Here is a 20,393-nt window from a genome sequence, read left to right as displayed (position 1 = left end):
GGTTTCACAAACAATAGACAAAAATGGACAGCCTTCATCCGAAAATGTCGTGGGGTGTTGAGGATCTAGTAAACAAGGCTGTCCATTTTTGTCCAGGGGAGCGCCCAAGGGGACAAGGGGGAAATATTTCTTCTTTCTTACCCTTTTCCCTTTCCCCTTTTCCCTTTACCCCTCCTCAAATTGCCCAATGCCCAATTACCATAGTTTTTAATTGAAGTTATGCTTGCGGTAGATGAAAATTTGAGGTTTAATGAAATATCTTGAATTGTAATTGTATTTGTAACTAATCAAATTGTTTTAGTTCAATTAAAGCAGGGTATTGTGGCAAGTGACATCAAATCAAGCCAAATACATTTGAGATTTTCTCAAGATATTAAGTTACTCCTGCAACGGTTAGCGCAACAGCCGCTGACTTTGGGGGATATTTTGGCAGAAACCTCCCAGCGGGGTTTTAGTTTGACGATCGCATTATTAGTTTTACCCTTTTTGTTTCCCATGCCACCTGGATTCACGGGTCCTTTTGGTGGTGCTTGTTTGCTATTGTCTGTACAGATGGTTTTAGGCAGACGCCAGCCTTGGCTACCAAAAAAAATCGCCAATTACAAATTTCCTCGCCTTTTTGCTCAGACACTTTTGCAAAATCTGCGGCGAGTCACTAAAATCTTAGAGAAAATCACCCGCCCCAGGTTGGTGAAAATAGCCGAAAATCCTTTAACTTGGCGATTAAACGGGCTTTGTATCTCTTGGTTGGCAATATTGTTAATTTCACCTGTTCCCCTTACCAATCCCATCCCCACCGTCGGAATCTTGCTATTAGCAGTCGCCAGTATCGAATCTGATGGTTTGTTGATGTGTATCAGCTATATCTTTACTGCTTTAACTACCTTACTATTTGCATTCATCGCTTATGCAGTGTGGATGGCTCCCAGTTTACTACCCGCCATATTTAAATAATAAAAATGCCCTCAGCCAGAAACCGAGGGCAGTAATTTAATTAGGGTGCATCTACCATTTCTTTATCCGTCACAGCTATGGCTGAATCAGGATAAATCTCAAAAAAGTCTTTTCGATTGTAGAGACGCGACGCCAGACGCTACAACGGAACGGCAGTCGCTACAACGCGCTTAACCCGACGCCAGATGCCTCAACGGAGGGAACCTCCGCACGGCACTGGCTTTGCAACGCGCTGCCTCGGGAACCTCCGCAACGCGCTGGCTCATTAATCGCGTCTCTACAACCTAACGTCTCTACCAAGGCGGACATGGTATAAATTGTGATTTACAATAAAAAAACCCTGCCAGAAGCTGAGGGTTGGTGGTGAAGAATATCAGCCAATCTTATTTATTCTGTTTTTTCCTACTTTAGATAGATGTGTAAAATATAAATACTCAGTATAGATTGTGCGGATGCATAATATCTAATGAGTGAACGGTTGTCTAAGTACTTTCAGTAACATTCCTTTCAGCCAGCTGCCCCAAAGGAGAATTTATTTGCAATGAAAGCAATACGATCGCATGTTGCACCTTATATTGTGGCGGTGCTGGCTGTTGGTAGCGCATGGCTGCTGACACTGTTGTTATACCCATTACTGACACCGCTGATTTCTCCATTGTTTTTTGCTGCTGTGACGGTTAGTGTCTGGTATGGTGGGTTAAAGCCGGGAATGCTGGCTAGCGGTTTGTCTACTTTAGCGATCGCTTACTTTTTAATCAAACCATCCCTTCAGCCATTAGTTGGTAGCTTTGAGACTGTGGTGCAGCTAAGTGTATTCTTGCTGGTGACAATACTAATTAGCTCGCTTTCCTCAAAGTTAGCAAGCTCGAAAAAGCAGCTAGAGGTGAGTTTGCATTCATTACAACAGAGCGAGTCACGCTTTAGACGCTTGGTAGAGTCTAACATCATTGGTGTAATTGTCGGTGATATGGATGGGGCGATCGCCGAGGCTAACGACGCCTTTTTAAATATGGTAGGTTATACCCATGAGGATTTAGTATCTGGGCGAGTGCGGTGGCGGGAAATCTCCGCACCAGAATATATTGAGGTAAGCGATCGCTCTATTGTCGAACTGAAAATTAAAGGTGTACACGTTCCTGTAGAAAAAGAATACATCCGCAAAGATAATAGCCGGGTTCCAATTTTACTAGGTTCTGCTACCTTAGAAAACAATTCACAAATAATTAGTTTTGTACTAGATTTAACTGAATATAAACACGCAGAAAATGCCCGAAAACAAAGCGAAGAACGCTACCGCGCTTTTGTCGAACAAAGTTCAGAAGGTATTTGGCGCTTTGAAATAGAAAAGCCAATTTCGCTGGAGTTGTCAGAATATGAGCAAATTCAGCATTTTTATCAATATGCTTATTTAGCAGAATGTAACCGTGTCATGGCACAGATGTATGGCTTTTCTAGTGCCGAAGAACTTGTTGGCAGAAGGTTAGGAGATTTTCTCGTGGAGTGCGATCCCCATAATATAGAATATCTGCGTAGTTTTATTCGTTCTGGCTACCGATTAGTTGACGCAGAATCTCATGAAGTAGATAAGTATGGTAATTCCAAGTACTTTGTGAATAATCTTGTTGGAATTGTTGAAAATAGCGTATTAATGAGAGCATGGGGAACTCAGCGAGATATCACAGAACGCAAGCAAGCGGAAATAGCATTGCTTGAAAGCGAGAAGCGTTTTCGGCAGCTAGCAGAATCGAATATTTTTGGGGTAGCGATCGGCGACTTAAGCGGAGGAATAAGCTATGCGAACGATTATTTTTTAAATATGGTGGGCTACACCCGTGAAGAACTGGCAAAAGGGGAAATACGCTGGGATGAAATGACACCACCAGAATACCACGATTTGGAGGTACAAGTATTAGAAGAAGCAAGAACGCATGGAAGCACCACACCGTTTGAGAAAGAATATATCCACAAAGATGGTAGACGTGTCCCGATTCTGATCGGTGGTGCATTGTTGGAGGAATCTAACGGCATTGAACAAACAATAGTATTTTCTCTCGATTTAAGCGAACGCAAACGAACACAACAAGCGCTGCGTCAACGAGAAAATCAACTACGCTTGATTACAAATACTGTACCGGTTTTTATTTCTTATGTCGATGCGGAACAACATTATCGATTTAATAATCAGAAATATGAAGAATGGTTTGGAATTCCGGCTTCAGAAATTTATGGTAAGCACATGCAAGAATTTATGGACGAGTCAGTTTATGAGTCAGTTCGTCCTTATATAGAAGCAGTATTATCAGGAGAACAAGTCACTTATGAAATTAACGCACTCGACAAAGATGGTGCAAGCCGTTATTTTGAAGTTTCTTACGTTCCCCAGTTTAACGAAGAAAAAGCGGTAGAAGGATTTGTTGGCTTAATTAACGAAATTAGCGATCGCAAGAAAGCAGAACAAGAACGCGAACAACTGCTAGTTCGAGAAAAAGCCGCACGCACCGAAGCGGAAACAGCAAACCGTTTGAAAGACGAGTTTTTAGCTACACTTTCTCATGAACTGCGTACTCCCCTAAATGCGATGTTTGGCTGGACGCAGCTACTAACTACCCGCAAGTTTGATGAAATTACCACAGCTCGTGCGCTAGAAACAATTAACCGCAATACCAAATCTTTGAAAGTATTAATTGAAGATGTTTTGGACGTATCGCGGATTATTACTGGTAAACTGAATCTGAAAGTCACTCCAGTACAACTGATAACAGTTGTGGAAGCAGCACTTGATACTGTGCGTCCAGCAGCTGAGGTTAAAGAAATTCGCCTGGAAAATATATCCGATTCATCAGTAGCATTAGTTTTGGGCGATGCCAACCGCTTGCAACAAATTGTCTGGAATTTGGTTTCTAACGCCATCAAATTCACACCCCACGGTGGAAAAGTGGATGTGCAACTAGTGGAGATTGATTCACACGTACAAATTCGGGTGAGAGATAGCGGAGAGGGAATTGCTGCCGAATTCTTGCCTTATGTATTTGAGCGTTTCCGTCAGGCAGATAGTTCTAGCACGCGATCGCATGGTGGACTCGGATTAGGATTGGCGATCGTGCGTCATTTGGTAGAATTGCATGGTGGCACAGTCCGTGCCGAAAGTCCAGGAATCGGAAAGGGAGCAACCTTTATTGTTACTCTGCCGCTAAAACCCGCGCTCAAGCCAACTACACCAGAGCAATTATCACCCACCGAGCCGAATAAAGTAGCTGAAAATTGTTTGCCAATTCTTGAAGGCTTGCGGGTGCTTGTCGTCGATGATGAAGTTGATGCCCGCGAGTTAATCGCCGCAATGCTAGAACCATTAGGAGTACAAGTAAAAGCAGCTGCATCTGCTATTGAAGCACTTGTTGCCTTGCAAGCATTTCAACCTGATGTCTTAGTAAGCGATATCGGGATGCCAGGAGAAAATGGTTACGCCCTAATTCGTCAACTTAGAGCGCTTGAAGAAGAGCAACTCAGACGGATTCCCGCCGTAGCCCTGACAGCTTATGCTAGGGCAGAAGACCGCACGCAGGCGCTTTTAGCAGGCTTTCAGCTACACGTTCCCAAGCCAGTCAATCAAGCCGAATTAGCGGCAGTGGTAGCAAATCTTGCCGGAAGGACTTGATAATTGGGAATTGGTAATGGGTAATTGGTAATTGGTAATCGGTAATTGATAATAGTGATGTGCGTTTTACCCACTACCCACTACCCACTACCCATTCCCCATTCCCCACTCCCCACTCCCCACTCCCCATTCCCCATTCCCCCATTACCCATTCCCCATTCCCCATTCCCCAACAATGACTAGAATGAGAATTAACGTAACGTTTTCTATTAGCTAAAGTGTCAGATTCTCTGCCATTGCGCGATCGCTATCTAGCCTTCATTGATGAAATTGTGGAAACTACCCTCAAGGGTAAGATTAGCTCTGTTGAGCAAGTTTATCAAATGTTGCTCAAGGGGGTGAGTTCGGGGACGGGGGAAGTTTTTGAGTTAGCTTTGAGCGATCGCCTCGCTGCCGCCCAAAGCCTGGTAGACTCAGAAAAAGATGAACTGAAAAAAGCGAAAGCTACCCGCAGTTTAAGAGCAATCAAGACGATTGAAAATCAATGGCAACGCACGCAAGAGCAAAATAAAGCTAACAATGCGATCGCCTCCGCAGTTCAAGAAATTACCAAAAATGCAGGCGATCGGCTTGCGGCATTATTGCGCGTTATTGACCCGAACCGAAAGTATCCCCTAAATTTACAACAACTTCAGCAATTAGCAAAATCCCTACAGCAGGTACCTGAAAATCAAGAAATTCTCCAACTATCTGAAGGTATCACCCGTGGTTTAGCATCTTGGCAACGACTTTCTGATAATTTGTTGGGCTGGATGTACGACCAAAACCGCTCATCAATCGGATTTGGTGGTGTACCCGGTGAAAATGGTCCTTGGGCAAGTTGGGAAAAGACAGTTAATAGCCCTTTAATTCAAGCACTGTTTCACACGCTGGCAATGGATGCGTCTTTAAGCGAATTTGCTCAACAGCAACGCTTCATTACAGATAGCGACTGGGTGGAATTAACAGTGGTTTTGCAGTACTTGCAACGCGGATTGGTTAACTGGTTTGACCAACAAGCTTACAACGTCAAAGCCGGTTCAAAGTTATCTATTTCAACTTTCTTGACATTTGCCGCCATTTGGAATCAGTTAGCAAATGGTTTTGTTAGTATAACCCGCTACAACAATGCTTCTTCGCAAGTGTTGTTACAAATTTTGCGAAACTTTGCCCAACGTCCGTATTTTCCCTTATACGGCGGAATTTTCGCTTCATTTTCGGGAAGTTATTTGCGAGATGCTTTAGATTATTTAGATGAACCGCTGCGACAAGCGGAGGGAACCCAAGAAAAAGCGCGGATTTTGACACTTTTAGGCTATTCACAGCGAGCAATGGGACAATACGATCGCTCGATTCAGTTTCATCAAGAGGCATTGCAGATAGCCAGAAATGCAGGCGATCGCCCTTGTGAAATTGCCAATCTCAACCATCTCAGCCGTACTTTTGTTGCCACAGAGAATTATACCGAGGCGATTAACAACAGTCAACGGGCATTGATACTCAGCAGACAAGCAGGAGACAGAACAGGAGAAGCCAACGCGCTAGTAAATTTAGGCTACAGCGAAGTTATGCAAGCGCAGCAGGAACAAGCAGAAGCGGAAACCTATGAAATGGCAATTAACTATTTGCAACAAGGCTTAAAGTTATCAGAACAATTAGGCGATATTCAAAGTAAAGCATTGTGTGTCAGCAGCTTAGGGATTGCCTACTTAGTAACTGAACAACCGCAACTTGCCATCAAACATTTAGAAGACGGTTTTAACACAGCGCAAACATCCGGTGATTTATATTTGCAAGGTTTAAATTTAGCGAATTTAGCCGAAGCAAATTATAGCATGGCAAATTTTCCCAGAGCAATTTACACAGGTTGTTTGGGAATGTATTTACTAAATCAAATTGCTTCGCGAGAGTGGCGAAAACCAGCCGCGTTACTGACAATTTTGCAAGGACAAATGGGTGCGGAAGCTTTTAATAATGCATTGCAACAACACCGCCCGAAAATCATCGCCGTAATTGGTGTAGATGGATATGATTACATTCCACAACTGTTGGAAGAATACAAGCAAAGTATGTAGTTAAATATTGCAGAGAATGCAACAATTGTCAATGTAAATAGCTAATTTTTTCCTAATTTAAAGGCAGGAATTTTTATGCTCAATGTCAACTTAGATGACGAAGCCGAGAAGTATTTAGTAGAGATTCTCGCTCAGGAAAAAATAACAAGTAATGAATTGATTAAACGCCTGCTACATGAACATTGGCAAAGCTTACAACCGCGTAAAACCGTTTTAGAACGGATGGGTGGGTATCCTGAACATTTATTGCAAGGTCCGAGCGATTTATCCGATCGAGATGCACGGTATAAGTATCTTGCTGAGTATTTCCAGAAACGGTATGAACAAAGCCAGCAGAAGCAAGAAGTATGACTTATTACCCTGTTATTCTTGTCGATAGTTCTGTGATGATAGCTTTTTACAATTCAGCAGATAGGTATCATGTTCAAGTACTTGATTTTTTCACCAGTTGTACTAGTGAGCTAATAAGTACAGTAGGATGCATTACTGAGGTAATGTATTTTATTGCGCCTAATTCGCGGGTACAAAATGTCTTTTTATCACATCTGGCAACTGAGGTATACAAATGTGAACATTTATCAGTAGAAGATTTTGCACGTATCGCCGAACTCAATTCTCAGTACGCTAGTTTACCAGGAGATTTTGCCGATTTGTCATTAGTGGCGATTTCTGAGCGTTTGAATATTAGTGCGATCGCCACTCTTGATAAAGACTTCGACATTTATCGTCGCTATCGTCGCCAACCATTTGAGCGCGTGTTTTTACCGCAGTAATACTATTAATTTAGTTAGTCCTAACTTAGATACATAGGTATCATGACTATTTCGTTAGAATCTCAAGGAATTACCATTACTCTCAAACGGATTTTAGAACTTTTAGAGGGCGAAGATGAAGATGACTATGGCATTATTAAGCCAACTGACTACGCTTTCAAGACTGTACTGAATTTAGTTTCAGAAGCCTATTATCTCATGGGAAGCAGCTTCCCCAGAGCATCGGCTTCTTGTGATGATGAAGGAGGAATTACTCTAGATTGGACAAGCCTAGAAACAGAGCGTCAAGTCAGCCTATTTTGTCCCTTTAGTGCCGATAAAAGAACTTATATCTATCACGAAACAAGTGAGGAATATGCCGTGGATTATGTCGTTTCTGCCTCAAATTTAGCTGATTGGTTGCAATGGTTTCGCGGTGAATGACAGAACAATCTTCTGGAAATGACATAAGGTTTGAACCGTTGCCTAATAGCGCCATTGTCTACCGGGCATTACTGCGGAATAATTGGATAAATGAGGATACGGGAAGGGTAAAAGCTCAAGCCTATTTTTTGCGAAAAAACAGAAATGAACAGGGTCTTTCTGTTAACATTGCTAACGCCTCCTCTCCTGAACAATGTGCATCCAGATTCACAAACTGTTATGGAGTTGCTAGCCTGGATGTAGGACGTGTTCGTGAACTAGGTTTAGACGTAGTACCTGACTCTCCATCTCATGCGAATATTATAGGTCTACCATATAGAGAAGATGACCCAGCTACAACTGAACGACTTGCTCGTTTGTTGGCAAAACAATCTCGTATTGTATGGCAACCTTAATTGTTATCTTTTTCTAGATTTTGGAAGTCGCGGTTTCTCAGCGTTTGAATATTAGTGCGATCGCCACTCTTGATAAAGGCTTCGACATTTATCGTCGCTATCGTCGCCAACCATTTGAGCGCGTATTTCGACCACAATAATACTATTAGTTTATTGAACCAACTTAGAAACATAGGTATTATGACTATTTCATTTGCCTAATGGCGCTAATTTATTCAATTTCCATCCTGCCATCAACACGAGTATACTCATCTTCTGTCAACCACAACATTGCTGTATTATAGTCAGGCAGTTTCTGGATAATTCGATTGTTTTCTTTTGGATCGATAATTAACATTCCTCCAGGATTACTTGGATCGGGGCAAAGAAACAAAACATATGGAATTTTTGTTGATTCATCAACCCATACTTCATACCATTCATGAATCATAAAGATTTTCATGCTTACTTGTGTACGTAGTTAATGAATCATTATAAGTGTAAAAAAATATTTTTCTCACACTCATAAGATAATTCGGGCAAATCGGGCGTTAGGATAACAATAAAATCATCACATAATTACATAAAGCCAGCTTGAAACTCACCCATGCCACAAAATAGCCAAATCGCTGTCGAATTCCGCAATGTCACCTTTAGCCGCAATAATCGCCCATTAGTATCAAATCTCAACTTTACTATCCGTCAAGGAGAGGCACTGGTATTACTTGGACGCAGTGGAAGTGGCAAAACTACGACAATGAAATTAATTAATCGCCTATTTATTCCTACACAAGGCGAAGTTTTATTTGATGGCATTCCAACAACTCAATGGAATGAAATTAAACTGCGGCGCAAGATTGGTTATGTAATTCAAGAAACTGGTTTATTTCCTCATTTCACTGTTGAACGCAATGTGGGTTTAGTTCCTTCTTTGGAAAATTGGAAACCCAAACAAATTAAAACGCGAGTTTATGAATTGTTGCAATTAGTCGGTTTAAATCCCGAACAGTTCGCCCAAAGATATCCCCATGAACTTTCGGGAGGGCAAAGACAAAGGGTAGGCGTGGCGAGGGCGCTAGCAGCCGATCCGCCCGTTTTAATGATGGATGAACCGTTTGGCGCACTCGATCCAATTACACGCTTAGAATTGCAACAAGAATTTAGAAGGTTACAGCAAGAATTAGGCAAAACAGTTGTTTTTGTCACACACGATATTCAAGAAGCTTTTGTTTTGGCATCGAGAATTGGTTTAATGTATGGCGGAGAATTGGTAGTATTGGATACGCCGGCAGAATTTAGGCGATACTCCGAAGGAGTCGCTTCGCGATCGCCTCATCCAGAAGCCCTTGCTTTTCTTCAATGTCTGCGTCAAACCGAAATTTCTAAAGACAGTTTATGAACAATTTCTTTTTGATTAAATACGCTCCAGAAATCCTCCAGCATACGTTAGAACATTTATTTTTAGTAGGCATTGCAATTGTAATTGCCATACTTATAGGCATTCCCTTAGGCATTTTGATTACCCGCATAACTAGCTTGCGCCAACCAATTCTCATTATTGCGAATATTCTGCAAACAATTCCCAGTTTGGCGCTATTTGGCTTACTTATTCCCGTGCCATTCATTGGCGGAATTGGTGCAACTCCAGCAATTGTTGCACTTACTTTATATTCATTCCTCCCCATCATCCGCAACACTTATACTGGTATTATTAATGTCGATCCAGCTATTCGGGAAGCTGGGCGAGGTATGGGTATGACAGATACACAATTGTTGCTGCAAGTTGAGATTCCCTTGGCAATGCAAGTGATTCTCGCGGGTGTGCGCGTAGCAACGGTGATTGCGATTGGGATTGCAACCATTGCAGCTGCAATTGGTGCTGGTGGTTTGGGTGAATTAATTTTTCGCGGAATTTCAGTTGTAAATAATGATTTAATTTTAGCTGGGGCAATTCCAGCAGCGATAATTGCTTTAATTGCAGATTTTGCTATTGGTTGGCTAGAAGGTAAATTAAAAGTTAAAAATTAACATGAATGTGAAAATATTTTTGAGATTATGCTTTTTAACTTTTGCTTTAATAATTTCTCTGGCAAGTTGTCAGCTAAATTCAAATAATCAAAGCGGCGTTGATATCGTTGTTGCTTCTAAAGGCTTCACTGAACAAGATATTTTAAGCGAACTTTTAGCACAGCAAATTGAAACGACAACTAATTTAAAAGTCGAACGTCGCAGATTTACTAGTGCTTTGGTGACACATAATGCTTTGATTGCTGGTAAAATTGATGCGTATGTTGAGTATACAGGCACGGCTTTTACTAGCATCCTCAAACAAAAAGTTATTAACGATCCAAAAGTAGTTTATGATAAGTTGAAACAAGCTTACGCGCAGCAATTCAATTTAGAAGTAATGAAACCTTTGGGTTTTGAAAACACTTTTGCGATGATTATTCGCGGTGCAGATGCAAAGCGCTACAATATTCAAACTCTTTCCCAAGCTGCTGAGTATACACCGCAATGGCGTGGTGGTTTCGGCTATGAATTTGTAGAAAGAGAAGATGGTTTTCCCGGTTTGGCGAAAACTTATGATTTCCGCTTTGCTAAACCTCCCCGCTTGATGGATTTAGGATTAATATATCGGGCTTTGCTGCAAAAACAAGTAGATATGATAAATGGTAATTCCACCGATGGACAGATTGCCCGCTTGGGTTTGGTGGTGCTAAAAGATGATAAGCAATATTTTCCTCCTTATGAAGCTGCGCCGATTGTGCGTCAAGCAACTTTGAAGAAATATCCAGAAGTTAAAAAAGCGATCGCTCAACTTTCTGGTAAAATTACTGCTGATGAAATGCGACAATTAAATTATCTGGTTGAGGGTGAATTACAAGATATCAAAGACGTTGTGCGCGAGTTTCGCAAATCTAAAGGTTTAGCTTTGCCCAAAGACAATATTAGCAATTCGTAGTGAGCACTTCAGTGCTCATAAGAAAGCACTGAAGTGCTCACTACAAAATTTTTCTCCCTGAAATAATTTATGAATACAAATTATCGCAAATTTATCAAAACATCAGTTCAAGCTGGGATTGTTTCGTTTTGTGTTGCTAGTGGAAGTGTTCTTTCTCAAACTCTAACTCTTTCACCTAATTTAATTGCCTTCAACTCAGATGAAGGAGAAAAGTTATTAATTGACAGTAAATCTAGAGAAGATTTTTTTCCCCTCAGCACCCAGTTTATTACTCAAAACAATCAAGCATATTGTGGGGTAGCTAGTATTGTTATGGTGCTAAATAGTTTAGGAATCCCCGCACCAGAAGCACCACAATATAAGCCCTATCGAGTGTTTACTCAAGAAAACTTTTTTAGCAATGAAAAAACTAAACAAGTGATTCCGGCTGAGGTTGTCTCTCGTAAAGGGATGACTTTAGACCAAATTGGTGGATTATTCGCAAGTTATGGCGTAAAAGTTAATGTTTATCATGCTGCTGACACTAGTTTAGAAAAGTTTCGCTCTTTAGCTACAGAGAATTTAAAACAGCCGGGAAATTTCATTTTAATTAATTATTTACGCAAAGAAATAGGGCAAGAAAAAGGCGGACATATCTCACCCTTAGCGGCGTACAATGAGCAGACAGATAGATTTTTAATCTTGGATGTTTCGCGTTACAAATATCCCCCCGTGTGGGTGAGAGCAGCAGACTTGTGGAAGGCAATGTCAACAACTGATTCAGAATCAGGTAAGACGCGGGGATTTGTATTTGTCAGTAAAGGTTCTTAAGTAATAAGCGCTTGCTACATGAACGTTTATTTGAGGTTACAAAACTAATTTACAATTAAACCATCCTGAACTCGGATAATTCTTTTTGTTTGGGCAGCAATATCTGGTTCATGAGTCACAATCACAATTGTGATACCTTGTTCGTTAAGTTCTGTTAACAAATTCATCACTTCATAAGAAGTTTCAGTATCTAAAGCTCCCGTTGGTTCATCTGCTAAAACTAATGCAGGTCTATTAACTAAAGCACGCGCGATCGCTACTCGTTGTTGTTGTCCCCCAGAAAGTTGGCTGGGACGGTTGGAAATGCGATCGCCTAATCCTACCCTTTTCAAAGCTTCTAATGCCCTTTTACGGCGTTGTGGCTTGGGCAGGTTCGCATAAACCATTGGTAACATAACGTTATCTAAAGCAGTTGCACGCGACAAAAGGTTAAATTGTTGGAAAACAAAACCGATTCTTTGGTTGCGAATATACGCTAATTCATCATCATCAAAAGTAGTCAAATTTCTCCCTTCAAAAATATAGTTTCCAGTTGTCGGACGATCCAAACAACCGACAATATTCATCAGCGTAGATTTACCCGAACCTGACGCACCCATAATCGAAACATATTCACCTTCTTCAATCGAGAGTTGAATTCCCTTCAATATGGGTACACTAACTTCTCCTAAATGGTAAGTTTTCGTAATCGATTCCATCCAAATCATCGTTGTCATATTGATTTTTAGTTGATGGTTGTTAGGTAGAGACGTAAAGCGTGGAACGTCTGTACAAAAGTTGGTTGTTAGTTGTTAGCTTTTGTAGGGTGCGTTAGGAACGTAACGCACCCTACTGACGGAAGGTTCATCCCGAAAATTAATATTAATCACTTCTTAAAGCGGTAATTGGATCTAATTTAGAGGCATTTCTTGCGGGAATGACCCCTGCGAGTAAACCAACAGTTAAGGAAAGTCCAAACCCGACAATTACTGACCAGAAAGAAACCACAAACGGAAACTTGAAAATAGTTGCTGCCACAAAAGCAATTAAAATTCCACTTCCAATTCCAATACCTCCGCCAACAGTAGAAATTACAATCGCTTCTGCTAAAAATTGATTAAGAATAGCTGAATTTGTTGCTCCTACAGCTTTGCGAACTCCGATTTCCCGCGTTCTTTCGACAACAGAAACCAGCATAATATTGGCAATTCCAATTCCGCCAACCACTAAAGAAATTCCGGCGATCGCTACCACCATCACCGTAAATAAACCGACAATATTAGTAAAGGTGCTAATAATATCAGCTTGGTTAGTTATCCGAAAATCATCAGTTTGCGGCGGATAGATATTGTGACGCAAACGTAAAATATTTGTAACTTGAAACTGAACAGCGTTTAACTGTTCTTGATTTCCAGCTTTAATTAAAATTCCATTCACAGAAACGCCAGACAAAGCATTGTTACCAACAAGTCTTGCCGACATACTACTAAGAGGCAGGAAAACTACATCATCTCTGTCCATCCCTCCTTGAGAACCTTTAGACTGCGTGACACCAATTACTTCATAAGCTTCTCCTTGAATGCGGATTCTCTTACCTATGGGACTATCACCATCGTTAAATAAAGTACTTTCAGCTGTCGGTCCAATAACAGCAACTTCTTTAGCAGTGTCCAATTCTTCTTGATTAAAAAATCTCCCATTTTCGATTTGGATATCTCTTACTTCTGGGTAATTTAAATCTGTACCATAAATTGGTGTTGAGCTGTTCTGACCTGCATAAACAATTTGTGCATTTCGTACAAGGTAGGCAGAGACAATTTGGGCAGATGGTGCTTGTTGGGCGATCGCTTTCGCATCATCCCAAGTTAATGTACTGCTAGAACCAATTCCTTGACGGATATTTCCGCTTCTAGCTGCACCAGAAAACACCGAAAGAACATCCGGACCCAAAGCCTGTATCTGTTGCTCGGTTCCTTTTTGCACACCCTGCCCAACAGAAGTAATGGCAATTACTGAAGAAATCCCAATAATTACGCCCAGCATCGTTAATCCTGTGCGTAATTTGTTACTCCAAAGTGTCTCCACCGCCATTGACAATATTTCTAGCAGTGAGACAGTAGAGCTACTTTTCTGTTTAGGTAAAACCTTAAGCATATTATGATATTTATAACTAATTTTTTAAGGCGGACCACCTCGACCACCGCCACCTCGACCACCGCCACTTCCACCACCTCCCACACCAGGAAGAATTCCGCCTCGCGGTGTTGATTGCGGTCGCGATCCTTCGGGAAAGCTGAGTAATACCCTTTCGTTTCCTTTCAATCCAGATTGAACTTCAGTATATTTATCTACTGTAACGCCAGTCTTAATGCGAGTAAACACAGGTTTATTATCTTCTCCTGCTACAAACACACCTGTAGACTTTTGTCGGCGCACAACCGCTGCTGTTGGCACTACAAGCACATTTTCCAATTGACCCACTTGGAAATCTGTTGTTACATTCATCCCAGAGCGCAACAGCTTTTCGGAATCCGAGACAATGGCTACCTTCACTTGAAAGCTGGTAACATTTTGCTCTACTATTGCTTGAGCGGCAATTTGACTGACTTTACCCTCAAAGGTTTTTCCTGGATAGGCATCTGCTGTAATTGTGACTTTCTGACCAAGGCGGATTTTAGCAATATTTACTTCAGCTATATTTGCTACAACCTGATTTGTAGAAGCCAAAGATACGATTGAAGAAGATGTTGCACTAGATACAGCACTACCTGAAGTGGTTGGCGTAACAAAAGCGCCTGGATCGGCATACTTTTGAGTTATAACACCATCAAAAGGTGCCCGAAGTACGGTGTCATTGATTTGAGTTTGAATCGTTTGCAGCGAACCGCGAGCGGAAGCTAACTGAGCGCGTGCTTGTTCAATATCTTCTGGACGCGAACCGGCTTTCAAAAGTGCTAAAGCCTGCTGTTTTTGTCTGACTACAGCTCGTGCTTGTTCGATATCCTCTGGACGCGAGCCGGCTTTCAAAAGTGCTAGAGCCTGCTGTCTCTGCCTGACTACAGCTCGTGCTTGTTCGATATCTTCTGGACGCGATCCGGCTTTTTGCAACCCTAATGCTTGAATAGCTTCATTTACTTGACCTTGAGCGCTATCACGATCTGCACGGCTTTGGTTTACAGTTTGAAGAGAAATGGCTCCAGACTTGTAAAGTTGCTGATTGCGGCGTAAATCATCTTCGGCTTTACTTAAGTTGGCTTGAGCGCTTTGTAAACGTGCTTGTGCTTGACCAATATCTTGAGGTCGATTACCTGTTTGTGCTTTTTGCAAATTTGCCTGAGCCTCATCTAATGCTGCTTGTGCTGAAGCAATATCTTGAGGACGATTACCTGCTTGTGCCTTTTGCAAATTTGCCTGAGACTCATCCAACGCTGCTTGTGCAGAAGCAATATCTTGAGGACGATTACCTGCGATCGCTTTTTGTAAATTTGCCTCCTGTTGTGCTATTTGTCCTCTAGCTTGGGTGAGTTGTCCTTGCAAATTTGAATCATCCATATTAGCAAGTATCTGACCCTGTTTGACTGTATCGCCTTCCTTCACCAGCAATGTTTTCAGTATGCCTGATTGTTTCGGACTGACGTTAATCGACCTTTCCGGCTTAACAGTTCCGTTCGCCGAAATCTTAATAGTTAAATTTTGACGAGATACAGGTTGTGTTAAAACTTTTCGCTGTGCTTCTTGTTTCTGAACAACGACCACCTGCCGATAACCTACGTAGCCGACTCCACCCAAAAGACTAAATGCAAGTAGCCAAGGTATCCAGTTAATTCTGCCCTTTTTCTTTTTCTTTTCTTCTGGTAAAAAATGCGTGGAATCTACAGACTGCGATGTGTCTAATTTCATTTTTAATTTTTGGTGTAGAAATAACGGCTACCGAGAGGCATTGCTGTAAAAACTTAAGTTAACTATAGTATGATAATTTTGTATTAACGATTTCTTTAATTAGTAGTGTTTTCATCAAGACTCATACAAAGAAAGCATAACTCACTTGAAGTTACCGCATACACTCACACCTTTTTTGTAGTTGTTGCTTTTGCTAAGAAGTGAAGACTTTTGATATCTATCATATGAAACTAACTCAAACAATCATATGTATCCAAAGTTCTAAACTCATCCATGACTAAAGTCACGAATTTTGCTTGATACATTCATTGCTCGACTTTAAGTAGGTGGGCACGAAAATTTATAAAGCCTGCGGAGGCAGGCTAGAAGATTTGAGCTTACCCAGGTAAGCTCTGTTTGTTTAGCGACACCCTTATCAAGTGTTGGTGTACGCATTGGGATGTGGGATGTGCCAAATGCATCGACTGGTTATGTTAATGCATCGGCTCGTTATGTTAACGCATCGGCTCGTTATGTTAATGCATCGGCTCGTTATGTTAATGCATCGACTGGTTATGTTAATGCATCGGCTCGTTATGTTAATGCATCGACTGGTTATGTTAATGCATCGACCTGCAATCCATTTAAAAACCCTACGCTTTTACGTAAAACTATACTCTCAAGCTGTCTGAAGCCCAATATCGAACGTTGCTGCGTAACCTTGGTTTGTTTTGGTGGGTGTGAGCAACAATTGGTTTCCACCGTCTTGGAAGATTCCGTCTTGTGCATTCTTCAACGTGCGCTGTCCCTTACTTGCGTATGGTGTCTGTGCGTGTACTTGATCGCTAATCGAGTCATCAAAGTACAACTGTGACGTAAACTCATAACTCTTCTGTGATGTCGCATTTGTGCGAACCTTAAAGTGGATATGGACTGTTCTGCCTGGATACCAACCAGGATAAATGGTTGTAAACTCAACAGTTCCCTGAGCATCCGTCACTTGATACCCGCGCAAAAACTTTTTCCCCACGGTACTGAAACTGCGATCGTTCACATCCGAATAGACACCGAGCGCGTCACAATGCCAAATATCTACGATCGCACCTTTAAGTGGTGTGCAGCTAGTACTGCTAACCTGAGACACCCGCAGCGTCAGTTGAAGTGGTACACCATCTTTCACTGAACCATCCGAGGGATCGGATCGGATGTCCGAGCGGTTGAGCTTCTCGTCTACAAAATAAGGTCCTTCGGTCTGCTCTGGACTGACGATACACCCAGGCTTAGTTGTATCATTTGCTGTAGATGATGCCTGTGCGGATCTGGACTTTCTAGGTATGCATCCAACCACAAGCATTGCTGTTACCCCAGCCCTAAATAGAGCAAGTGCCTCTCTGCGACTGAGAATCTGACTTAGTTGGCGATTGTTGTTTTTCATAATATTTCTACATTGCCTCATTTAGGGCGATTTTCCTCTTGACGAGGCGGAATACCGAGCGCATCCTTTAACTGTTGTTCTGTTACACCCAACTTCGTCGCTGCGGCGGCAAAATCAGGGCGACGACGAGAACCGCGATTCTCCTGAGGAGAGGCTCCGCCAACGCCTGAAGGATTAGCAGGCACTCCCAGCGCATCCTTTAACTGTTGTTCTGTTACACCCAACTTCGTCGCTGCGGCGGCAAAATCAGGGCGACGACGAGAACCGCGATCGCCTGCATTAGCAGGTACTCCCAAGGCATCCTTTAACTGTTGTTCTGTGACACCCAACTTAGTCGCTGCGGCTGCAAAATCAGGACGGGGTGGGCGAGAATTGCGATCGCTTGGAGGATTGGCAGGTACTCCCAGCGCATCCTTTAACTGTTGTTCTGTGACACCCAACTTCGTCGCAGCAGCTGCAAAATCAATCCGGGGTGGTCGTCGCTGTCCGTCTGGTGGTTGGTTAGGTGGTTGTGGTACCTGTGCGATTTGATAAAATCGATTAGCAGCATTTGCCTGATTTAGTGAAATAAAACCAAATGTACCAACCAAAACGGGAATCGCTGCCACGGCTAATGTTCGACGAATGTTCATTCTCAACCACCAAAAGAAAGATTGTTTACATTTCTGATTAAGCCACCCGAAAATGACATTTCGCCCTACTTCTAAATTACACTTTTGTAATTTGAGCCAAACGGTAATGAATCTAGAATAAAGCAATGCTTGTGAAGTAATAAATGGCTTGTGAACGTTCTGTTTGTCGAAGATGAAGCAAAAATTGCTAACTTTGTCCGGGCTGGACTGAAGGAGCAGGGATTTGTCGTGGACTACTGCGACAACGGTGATGAAGGCTATCTGCGGGCATTAGATAATGAGTACGACGCGATCGTGCTTGACATCATGGTGCCGGGAAAAGATGGATTATCGATTTTGAAACAATTGCGGCAGCAAGGTCGGAATGCTCCGGTGATTTTGTTAACAGCTCGTAACGAACTAGACGATCGCCTGCAAGGATTGAATTTAGGAGCCGATGACTACATTGCCAAACCGTTTTTTGTGGAAGAACTAGCGGCGCGAATTCATGCTGTTGTGCGCCGGAGTGTGGGCGAACGGCAAAATTTTCTTGCGGTAGGTTCGCTCAAACTCGATCGCATTACGCGAGAAGTCACCTGCCATCAACAGGCAATAGAACTCACCAGCCGCGAGTTTAATCTTCTAGAGTATCTCATGCGCTCTCCCGGACGAGTATTTACCCGTACCCAAATCCTAGAACACGTTTGGGGTTACGACTTTAACCCCAACACCAATGTTGTAGATGTTTGTATCCAGCGAATTCGGAAAAAAATTGACCCCATTGATGAAACAAACTGGATTGAAAGCATTCGCGGGGTTGGATACCGATTTCGCAATCCAGAGCAAACATGAAACTACCTTCGTTTCGACTCCGGATTGCTTTGTTGTCTGCGGCTTTGGCTGGAAGCGCATTAGTAGGGTTTGGCGCTGTGTCCTGGTTTCAGATTTACAATGCTAAAATCAGCCGCTTCGATGCAGAAATGTTCAATCAGTTGATGCGCTTAACCCGTTCACCCGGTCGAGAGCGTAAGCAGCGTTACGCAGACTCATTATCCCATGCCTTCGGAACAAATACAAAAATCCCGATCGCACTGCTGGTGTTAGATGCAAACGGCAACACACTTTATCAATCCAACTCTTTACCTGCCGACAAAAACGTGAATCGTCTGCTGGTTCAACGTCTTGAGTTGACACCTCTGCCACCGTTCCCTAAAGGTGAACCACCGCCAAAACCTGAGAGTATAAACCCACACCCAGAACAATCGCCTTTTATTCGCCCACTTCCACCTCCACCTCCACCTGAATTCGTCACCGTCGCGACGGCAACAGAAACCTGGCGGATTGGGGCAGCGAAATTTCCTAATGTTCAGGTTGCGATCGCCGTTAGCCTGCAAGCCGTCAATCAAGAGATGGCTAGTATTCGCAATATCTTTATTGTATCAATTCCGGGAACGCTGCTGCTGCTTGCGATCGGCGCATGGTTGATTTCTGGTAGTGCTTTGCGTCCGATTCGGCAATTAACAGATGTCATTCAACAGGTGACTGTTAAAGGATTAGATCAACGAATTCCGATTGGGACAACGGATGTTGAATTTGTCGAACTGATTCAAGTGTTTAACCAAATGCTAGAACGCCTAGAACGCAGTTTTACACAAGCTTCTCGCTTCAGTGGTGATGCCGCTCACGAACTGAAAACCCCACTAACCATTCTACAAGGCGAACTGGAACGAACGCTGCAACAGGTTGACCCAGGTTCCCAAGTGCAACAGCGCTTAAGCAATTTGTTGGATGAAGTGCGCCGCTTAAGTGGTATTATGCGGAAACTCTTGCTGCTGTCTTTGGCAGATGCGGGACAAATGAGTTTGTATCTAATTGAAGTGGATATGTCTGAGTTGCTAATCGAGATGCTAGAGGATGTGGAACTGCTGGCTCCCCACTTAGCTGTGCAAACCGACATTACCGATCAACTCAGAGTACAGGGCGATCGCGATCTCCTAATTCAAGTTCTGCAAAACCTCTTCAGTAATGCCATTAAATACAATCTCCCCAACGGCTGGATACAGATTCACGCACGCCAAACTCAGACAACTCTTTACGTCACGATTGTCAATGCTTCAATTGACATAGCAGTGAGCGACGAAGAGCGCATTTTTGACCGCTTTCATCGCGGCGATCCTGCGCGAACCCGTAAGGTAGAAGGAATCGGACTGGGACTCAGCCTAGCCCGTGAAATTGCCCGCGCACATCATGGCGACCTCACCCTTGACTCAACATCAAACGGTCAAACAGCTTTCACCCTCACCTTGCCGATTATGTTAGAGAGTTGAGCGATCGCATTTGAAACCAATTTAAGTTATATAAAACTTACGCAAAAACAAAGAACGCTCCTCTTATTCCTTGGCGTACTTGGCGTACTTGGTGAGTCCAGCCCCCGTCTTCTCCCAAGGGGAGACGCTAAAAGCGAAGGCGGTTTCCGTCACGATG

19 protein-coding genes and 1 pseudogene are annotated in these 20,393 nt (G+C 42.6%); 14 read left to right on the top strand and 6 right to left on the bottom strand.

Annotated features, from left to right (window positions below; genetic code table 11):
- The first annotated feature begins 321 nt into the window (after window positions 1-321).
- The 8 genes and pseudogenes from PI95_RS29545 to PI95_RS29510 all read left to right on the top strand — a co-directional run.
- The gene (locus PI95_RS29545; protein WP_039738967.1) at window positions 322-954 is read left to right on the top strand and encodes an exopolysaccharide biosynthesis protein; all 633 of its coding nucleotides are present in this window, start codon (window positions 322-324) and stop codon (window positions 952-954) included.
- A gap of 541 nt (window positions 955-1,495) precedes the next feature.
- On the top strand, window positions 1,496-4,609 hold the full coding sequence (locus tag PI95_RS29540; RefSeq protein WP_039738969.1) for a PAS domain S-box protein: 3,114 nt from the start codon (window positions 1,496-1,498) through the stop codon (window positions 4,607-4,609).
- A gap of 218 nt (window positions 4,610-4,827) precedes the next feature.
- Window positions 4,828-6,663 (top strand): tetratricopeptide repeat protein, encoded by a 1,836-nt coding sequence (locus PI95_RS29535; RefSeq protein WP_039738971.1) that lies wholly within the window; start codon window positions 4,828-4,830, stop codon window positions 6,661-6,663.
- Between the two features lie 75 nt (window positions 6,664-6,738).
- On the top strand, window positions 6,739-7,014 hold the full coding sequence (locus PI95_RS29530) for a hypothetical protein (RefSeq protein ID WP_039738974.1): 276 nt from the start codon (window positions 6,739-6,741) through the stop codon (window positions 7,012-7,014).
- Window positions 7,011-7,436, top strand: coding sequence for a type II toxin-antitoxin system VapC family toxin (locus PI95_RS29525; RefSeq protein WP_039738976.1), 426 nt, complete (start codon window positions 7,011-7,013; stop codon window positions 7,434-7,436). The genes PI95_RS29530 and PI95_RS29525 overlap by 4 nt, the downstream gene beginning before the upstream one ends.
- Before the next feature lie 42 nt (window positions 7,437-7,478).
- Window positions 7,479-7,859, top strand: coding sequence for a hypothetical protein (locus PI95_RS29520; protein WP_039738978.1), 381 nt, complete (start codon window positions 7,479-7,481; stop codon window positions 7,857-7,859).
- On the top strand, window positions 7,856-8,254 hold the full coding sequence (locus PI95_RS29515) for a hypothetical protein (protein WP_163519304.1): 399 nt from the start codon (window positions 7,856-7,858) through the stop codon (window positions 8,252-8,254). Before PI95_RS29520 ends, PI95_RS29515 begins: the two co-directional genes overlap by 4 nt.
- Window positions 8,255-8,280: 26 nt before the next feature.
- A pseudogene (locus PI95_RS29510) lies at window positions 8,281-8,394 on the top strand (VapC toxin family PIN domain ribonuclease); the annotation flags it as partial.
- A 71-nt stretch (window positions 8,395-8,465) separates the two neighbouring features.
- On the opposite strand, the gene PI95_RS29505 reads toward PI95_RS29510, so the two are convergent.
- On the bottom strand, window positions 8,466-8,696 hold the full coding sequence (locus tag PI95_RS29505; protein ID WP_039738981.1) for a hypothetical protein: 231 nt from the start codon (window positions 8,694-8,696) through the stop codon (window positions 8,466-8,468).
- A gap of 144 nt (window positions 8,697-8,840) precedes the next feature.
- Between PI95_RS29505 and PI95_RS29500 the strand changes: the two genes are divergently transcribed.
- From PI95_RS29500 to PI95_RS29485, 4 genes are all read left to right on the top strand, one after another.
- On the top strand, window positions 8,841-9,632 hold the full coding sequence (locus PI95_RS29500) for an ATP-binding cassette domain-containing protein (RefSeq protein ID WP_039738983.1): 792 nt from the start codon (window positions 8,841-8,843) through the stop codon (window positions 9,630-9,632).
- Window positions 9,629-10,261 (top strand): ABC transporter permease, encoded by a 633-nt coding sequence (locus PI95_RS29495; protein WP_039738985.1) that lies wholly within the window; start codon window positions 9,629-9,631, stop codon window positions 10,259-10,261. Before PI95_RS29500 ends, PI95_RS29495 begins: the two co-directional genes overlap by 4 nt.
- Before the next feature lies 1 nt (window position 10,262).
- Window positions 10,263-11,195 carry a glycine betaine ABC transporter substrate-binding protein gene (locus PI95_RS29490; protein ID WP_039738987.1) on the top strand — a complete coding sequence of 311 codons (933 nt, stop codon included), beginning with the start codon at window positions 10,263-10,265 and terminating at the stop codon, window positions 11,193-11,195.
- Window positions 11,196-11,264: 69 nt separating this feature from the next.
- Window positions 11,265-12,005: a phytochelatin synthase family protein gene (locus PI95_RS29485; RefSeq protein ID WP_039738990.1), complete on the top strand. Its 741-nt coding sequence runs from the start codon at window positions 11,265-11,267 to the stop codon at window positions 12,003-12,005.
- Between the two features lie 44 nt (window positions 12,006-12,049).
- Here the strand turns inward: PI95_RS29485 and PI95_RS29480 are convergent, their stop codons facing one another.
- From PI95_RS29480 to PI95_RS29460, 5 genes are all read right to left on the bottom strand, one after another.
- Entirely contained in the window at window positions 12,050-12,721 is a 672-nt protein-coding gene (locus PI95_RS29480) for an ABC transporter ATP-binding protein (RefSeq protein WP_039738992.1), read from the bottom strand.
- A gap of 145 nt (window positions 12,722-12,866) precedes the next feature.
- A complete protein-coding gene (locus PI95_RS29475) occupies window positions 12,867-14,138 on the bottom strand; it encodes an ABC transporter permease (RefSeq protein ID WP_039738995.1) in 1,272 nt (423 codons plus the stop codon).
- A gap of 24 nt (window positions 14,139-14,162) precedes the next feature.
- On the bottom strand, window positions 14,163-15,884 hold the full coding sequence (locus tag PI95_RS29470; protein ID WP_039738998.1) for an efflux RND transporter periplasmic adaptor subunit: 1,722 nt from the start codon (window positions 15,882-15,884) through the stop codon (window positions 14,163-14,165).
- Between the two features lie 658 nt (window positions 15,885-16,542).
- Window positions 16,543-17,298 carry an intradiol ring-cleavage dioxygenase gene (locus PI95_RS29465; protein ID WP_039739001.1) on the bottom strand — a complete coding sequence of 252 codons (756 nt, stop codon included), beginning with the start codon at window positions 17,296-17,298 and terminating at the stop codon, window positions 16,543-16,545.
- Between the two features lie 17 nt (window positions 17,299-17,315).
- The gene (locus PI95_RS29460; RefSeq protein ID WP_039739002.1) at window positions 17,316-17,930 is read right to left on the bottom strand and encodes a hypothetical protein; all 615 of its coding nucleotides are present in this window, start codon (window positions 17,928-17,930) and stop codon (window positions 17,316-17,318) included.
- Window positions 17,931-18,080: 150 nt separating this feature from the next.
- On the opposite strand from PI95_RS29460, the gene PI95_RS29455 reads away from it, so the two are divergent.
- Window positions 18,081-18,761, top strand: a complete 681-nt coding sequence (locus PI95_RS29455) for a winged helix-turn-helix domain-containing protein (RefSeq protein ID WP_039739004.1) — start codon at window positions 18,081-18,083, stop codon at window positions 18,759-18,761.
- Window positions 18,758-20,236: an ATP-binding protein gene (locus PI95_RS29450; protein WP_039739006.1), complete on the top strand. Its 1,479-nt coding sequence runs from the start codon at window positions 18,758-18,760 to the stop codon at window positions 20,234-20,236. Before PI95_RS29455 ends, PI95_RS29450 begins: the two co-directional genes overlap by 4 nt.
- Window positions 20,237-20,393 lie beyond the last annotated feature (157 nt).

This window comes from Hassallia byssoidea VB512170, assembly GCF_000817785.2.
GTDB classification, from domain to species: Bacteria; Cyanobacteriota; Cyanobacteriia; order Cyanobacteriales; family Nostocaceae; genus Hassallia; species Hassallia carrinoi.
This window is presented reverse-complemented; position numbering and strand designations above follow the sequence as displayed.

What these genes read in the sequence shown, in the direction of transcription:
- PI95_RS29530 (WP_039738974.1), top strand. Translation starts at nt 6,739, where the DNA reads ATGCTCAATGTCAACTTAGATGACGAAGCCGAGAAGTATTTAGTAGAG.
- PI95_RS29515 (WP_163519304.1), top strand. Translation starts at nt 7,856, where the DNA reads ATGACAGAACAATCTTCTGGAAATGACATAAGGTTTGAACCGTTGCCT.
- PI95_RS29465 (WP_039739001.1), bottom strand. Translation starts at nt 17,298, where the DNA reads ATGAAAAACAACAATCGCCAACTAAGTCAGATTCTCAGTCGCAGAGAG.
- PI95_RS29520 (WP_039738978.1), top strand. Translation starts at nt 7,479, where the DNA reads ATGACTATTTCGTTAGAATCTCAAGGAATTACCATTACTCTCAAACGG.
- PI95_RS29485 (WP_039738990.1), top strand. Translation starts at nt 11,265, where the DNA reads ATGAATACAAATTATCGCAAATTTATCAAAACATCAGTTCAAGCTGGG.
- PI95_RS29475 (WP_039738995.1), bottom strand. Translation starts at nt 14,138, where the DNA reads ATGCTTAAGGTTTTACCTAAACAGAAAAGTAGCTCTACTGTCTCACTG.
- PI95_RS29480 (WP_039738992.1), bottom strand. Translation starts at nt 12,721, where the DNA reads ATGACAACGATGATTTGGATGGAATCGATTACGAAAACTTACCATTTA.
- PI95_RS29495 (WP_039738985.1), top strand. Translation starts at nt 9,629, where the DNA reads ATGAACAATTTCTTTTTGATTAAATACGCTCCAGAAATCCTCCAGCAT.
- PI95_RS29470 (WP_039738998.1), bottom strand. Translation starts at nt 15,884, where the DNA reads ATGAAATTAGACACATCGCAGTCTGTAGATTCCACGCATTTTTTACCA.
- PI95_RS29490 (WP_039738987.1), top strand. Translation starts at nt 10,263, where the DNA reads ATGAATGTGAAAATATTTTTGAGATTATGCTTTTTAACTTTTGCTTTA.
- PI95_RS29540 (WP_039738969.1), top strand. Translation starts at nt 1,496, where the DNA reads ATGAAAGCAATACGATCGCATGTTGCACCTTATATTGTGGCGGTGCTG.
- PI95_RS29500 (WP_039738983.1), top strand. Translation starts at nt 8,841, where the DNA reads ATGCCACAAAATAGCCAAATCGCTGTCGAATTCCGCAATGTCACCTTT.
- PI95_RS29450 (WP_039739006.1), top strand. Translation starts at nt 18,758, where the DNA reads ATGAAACTACCTTCGTTTCGACTCCGGATTGCTTTGTTGTCTGCGGCT.
- PI95_RS29525 (WP_039738976.1), top strand. Translation starts at nt 7,011, where the DNA reads ATGACTTATTACCCTGTTATTCTTGTCGATAGTTCTGTGATGATAGCT.
- PI95_RS29460 (WP_039739002.1), bottom strand. Translation starts at nt 17,930, where the DNA reads ATGAACATTCGTCGAACATTAGCCGTGGCAGCGATTCCCGTTTTGGTT.
- PI95_RS29505 (WP_039738981.1), bottom strand. Translation starts at nt 8,696, where the DNA reads ATGAAAATCTTTATGATTCATGAATGGTATGAAGTATGGGTTGATGAA.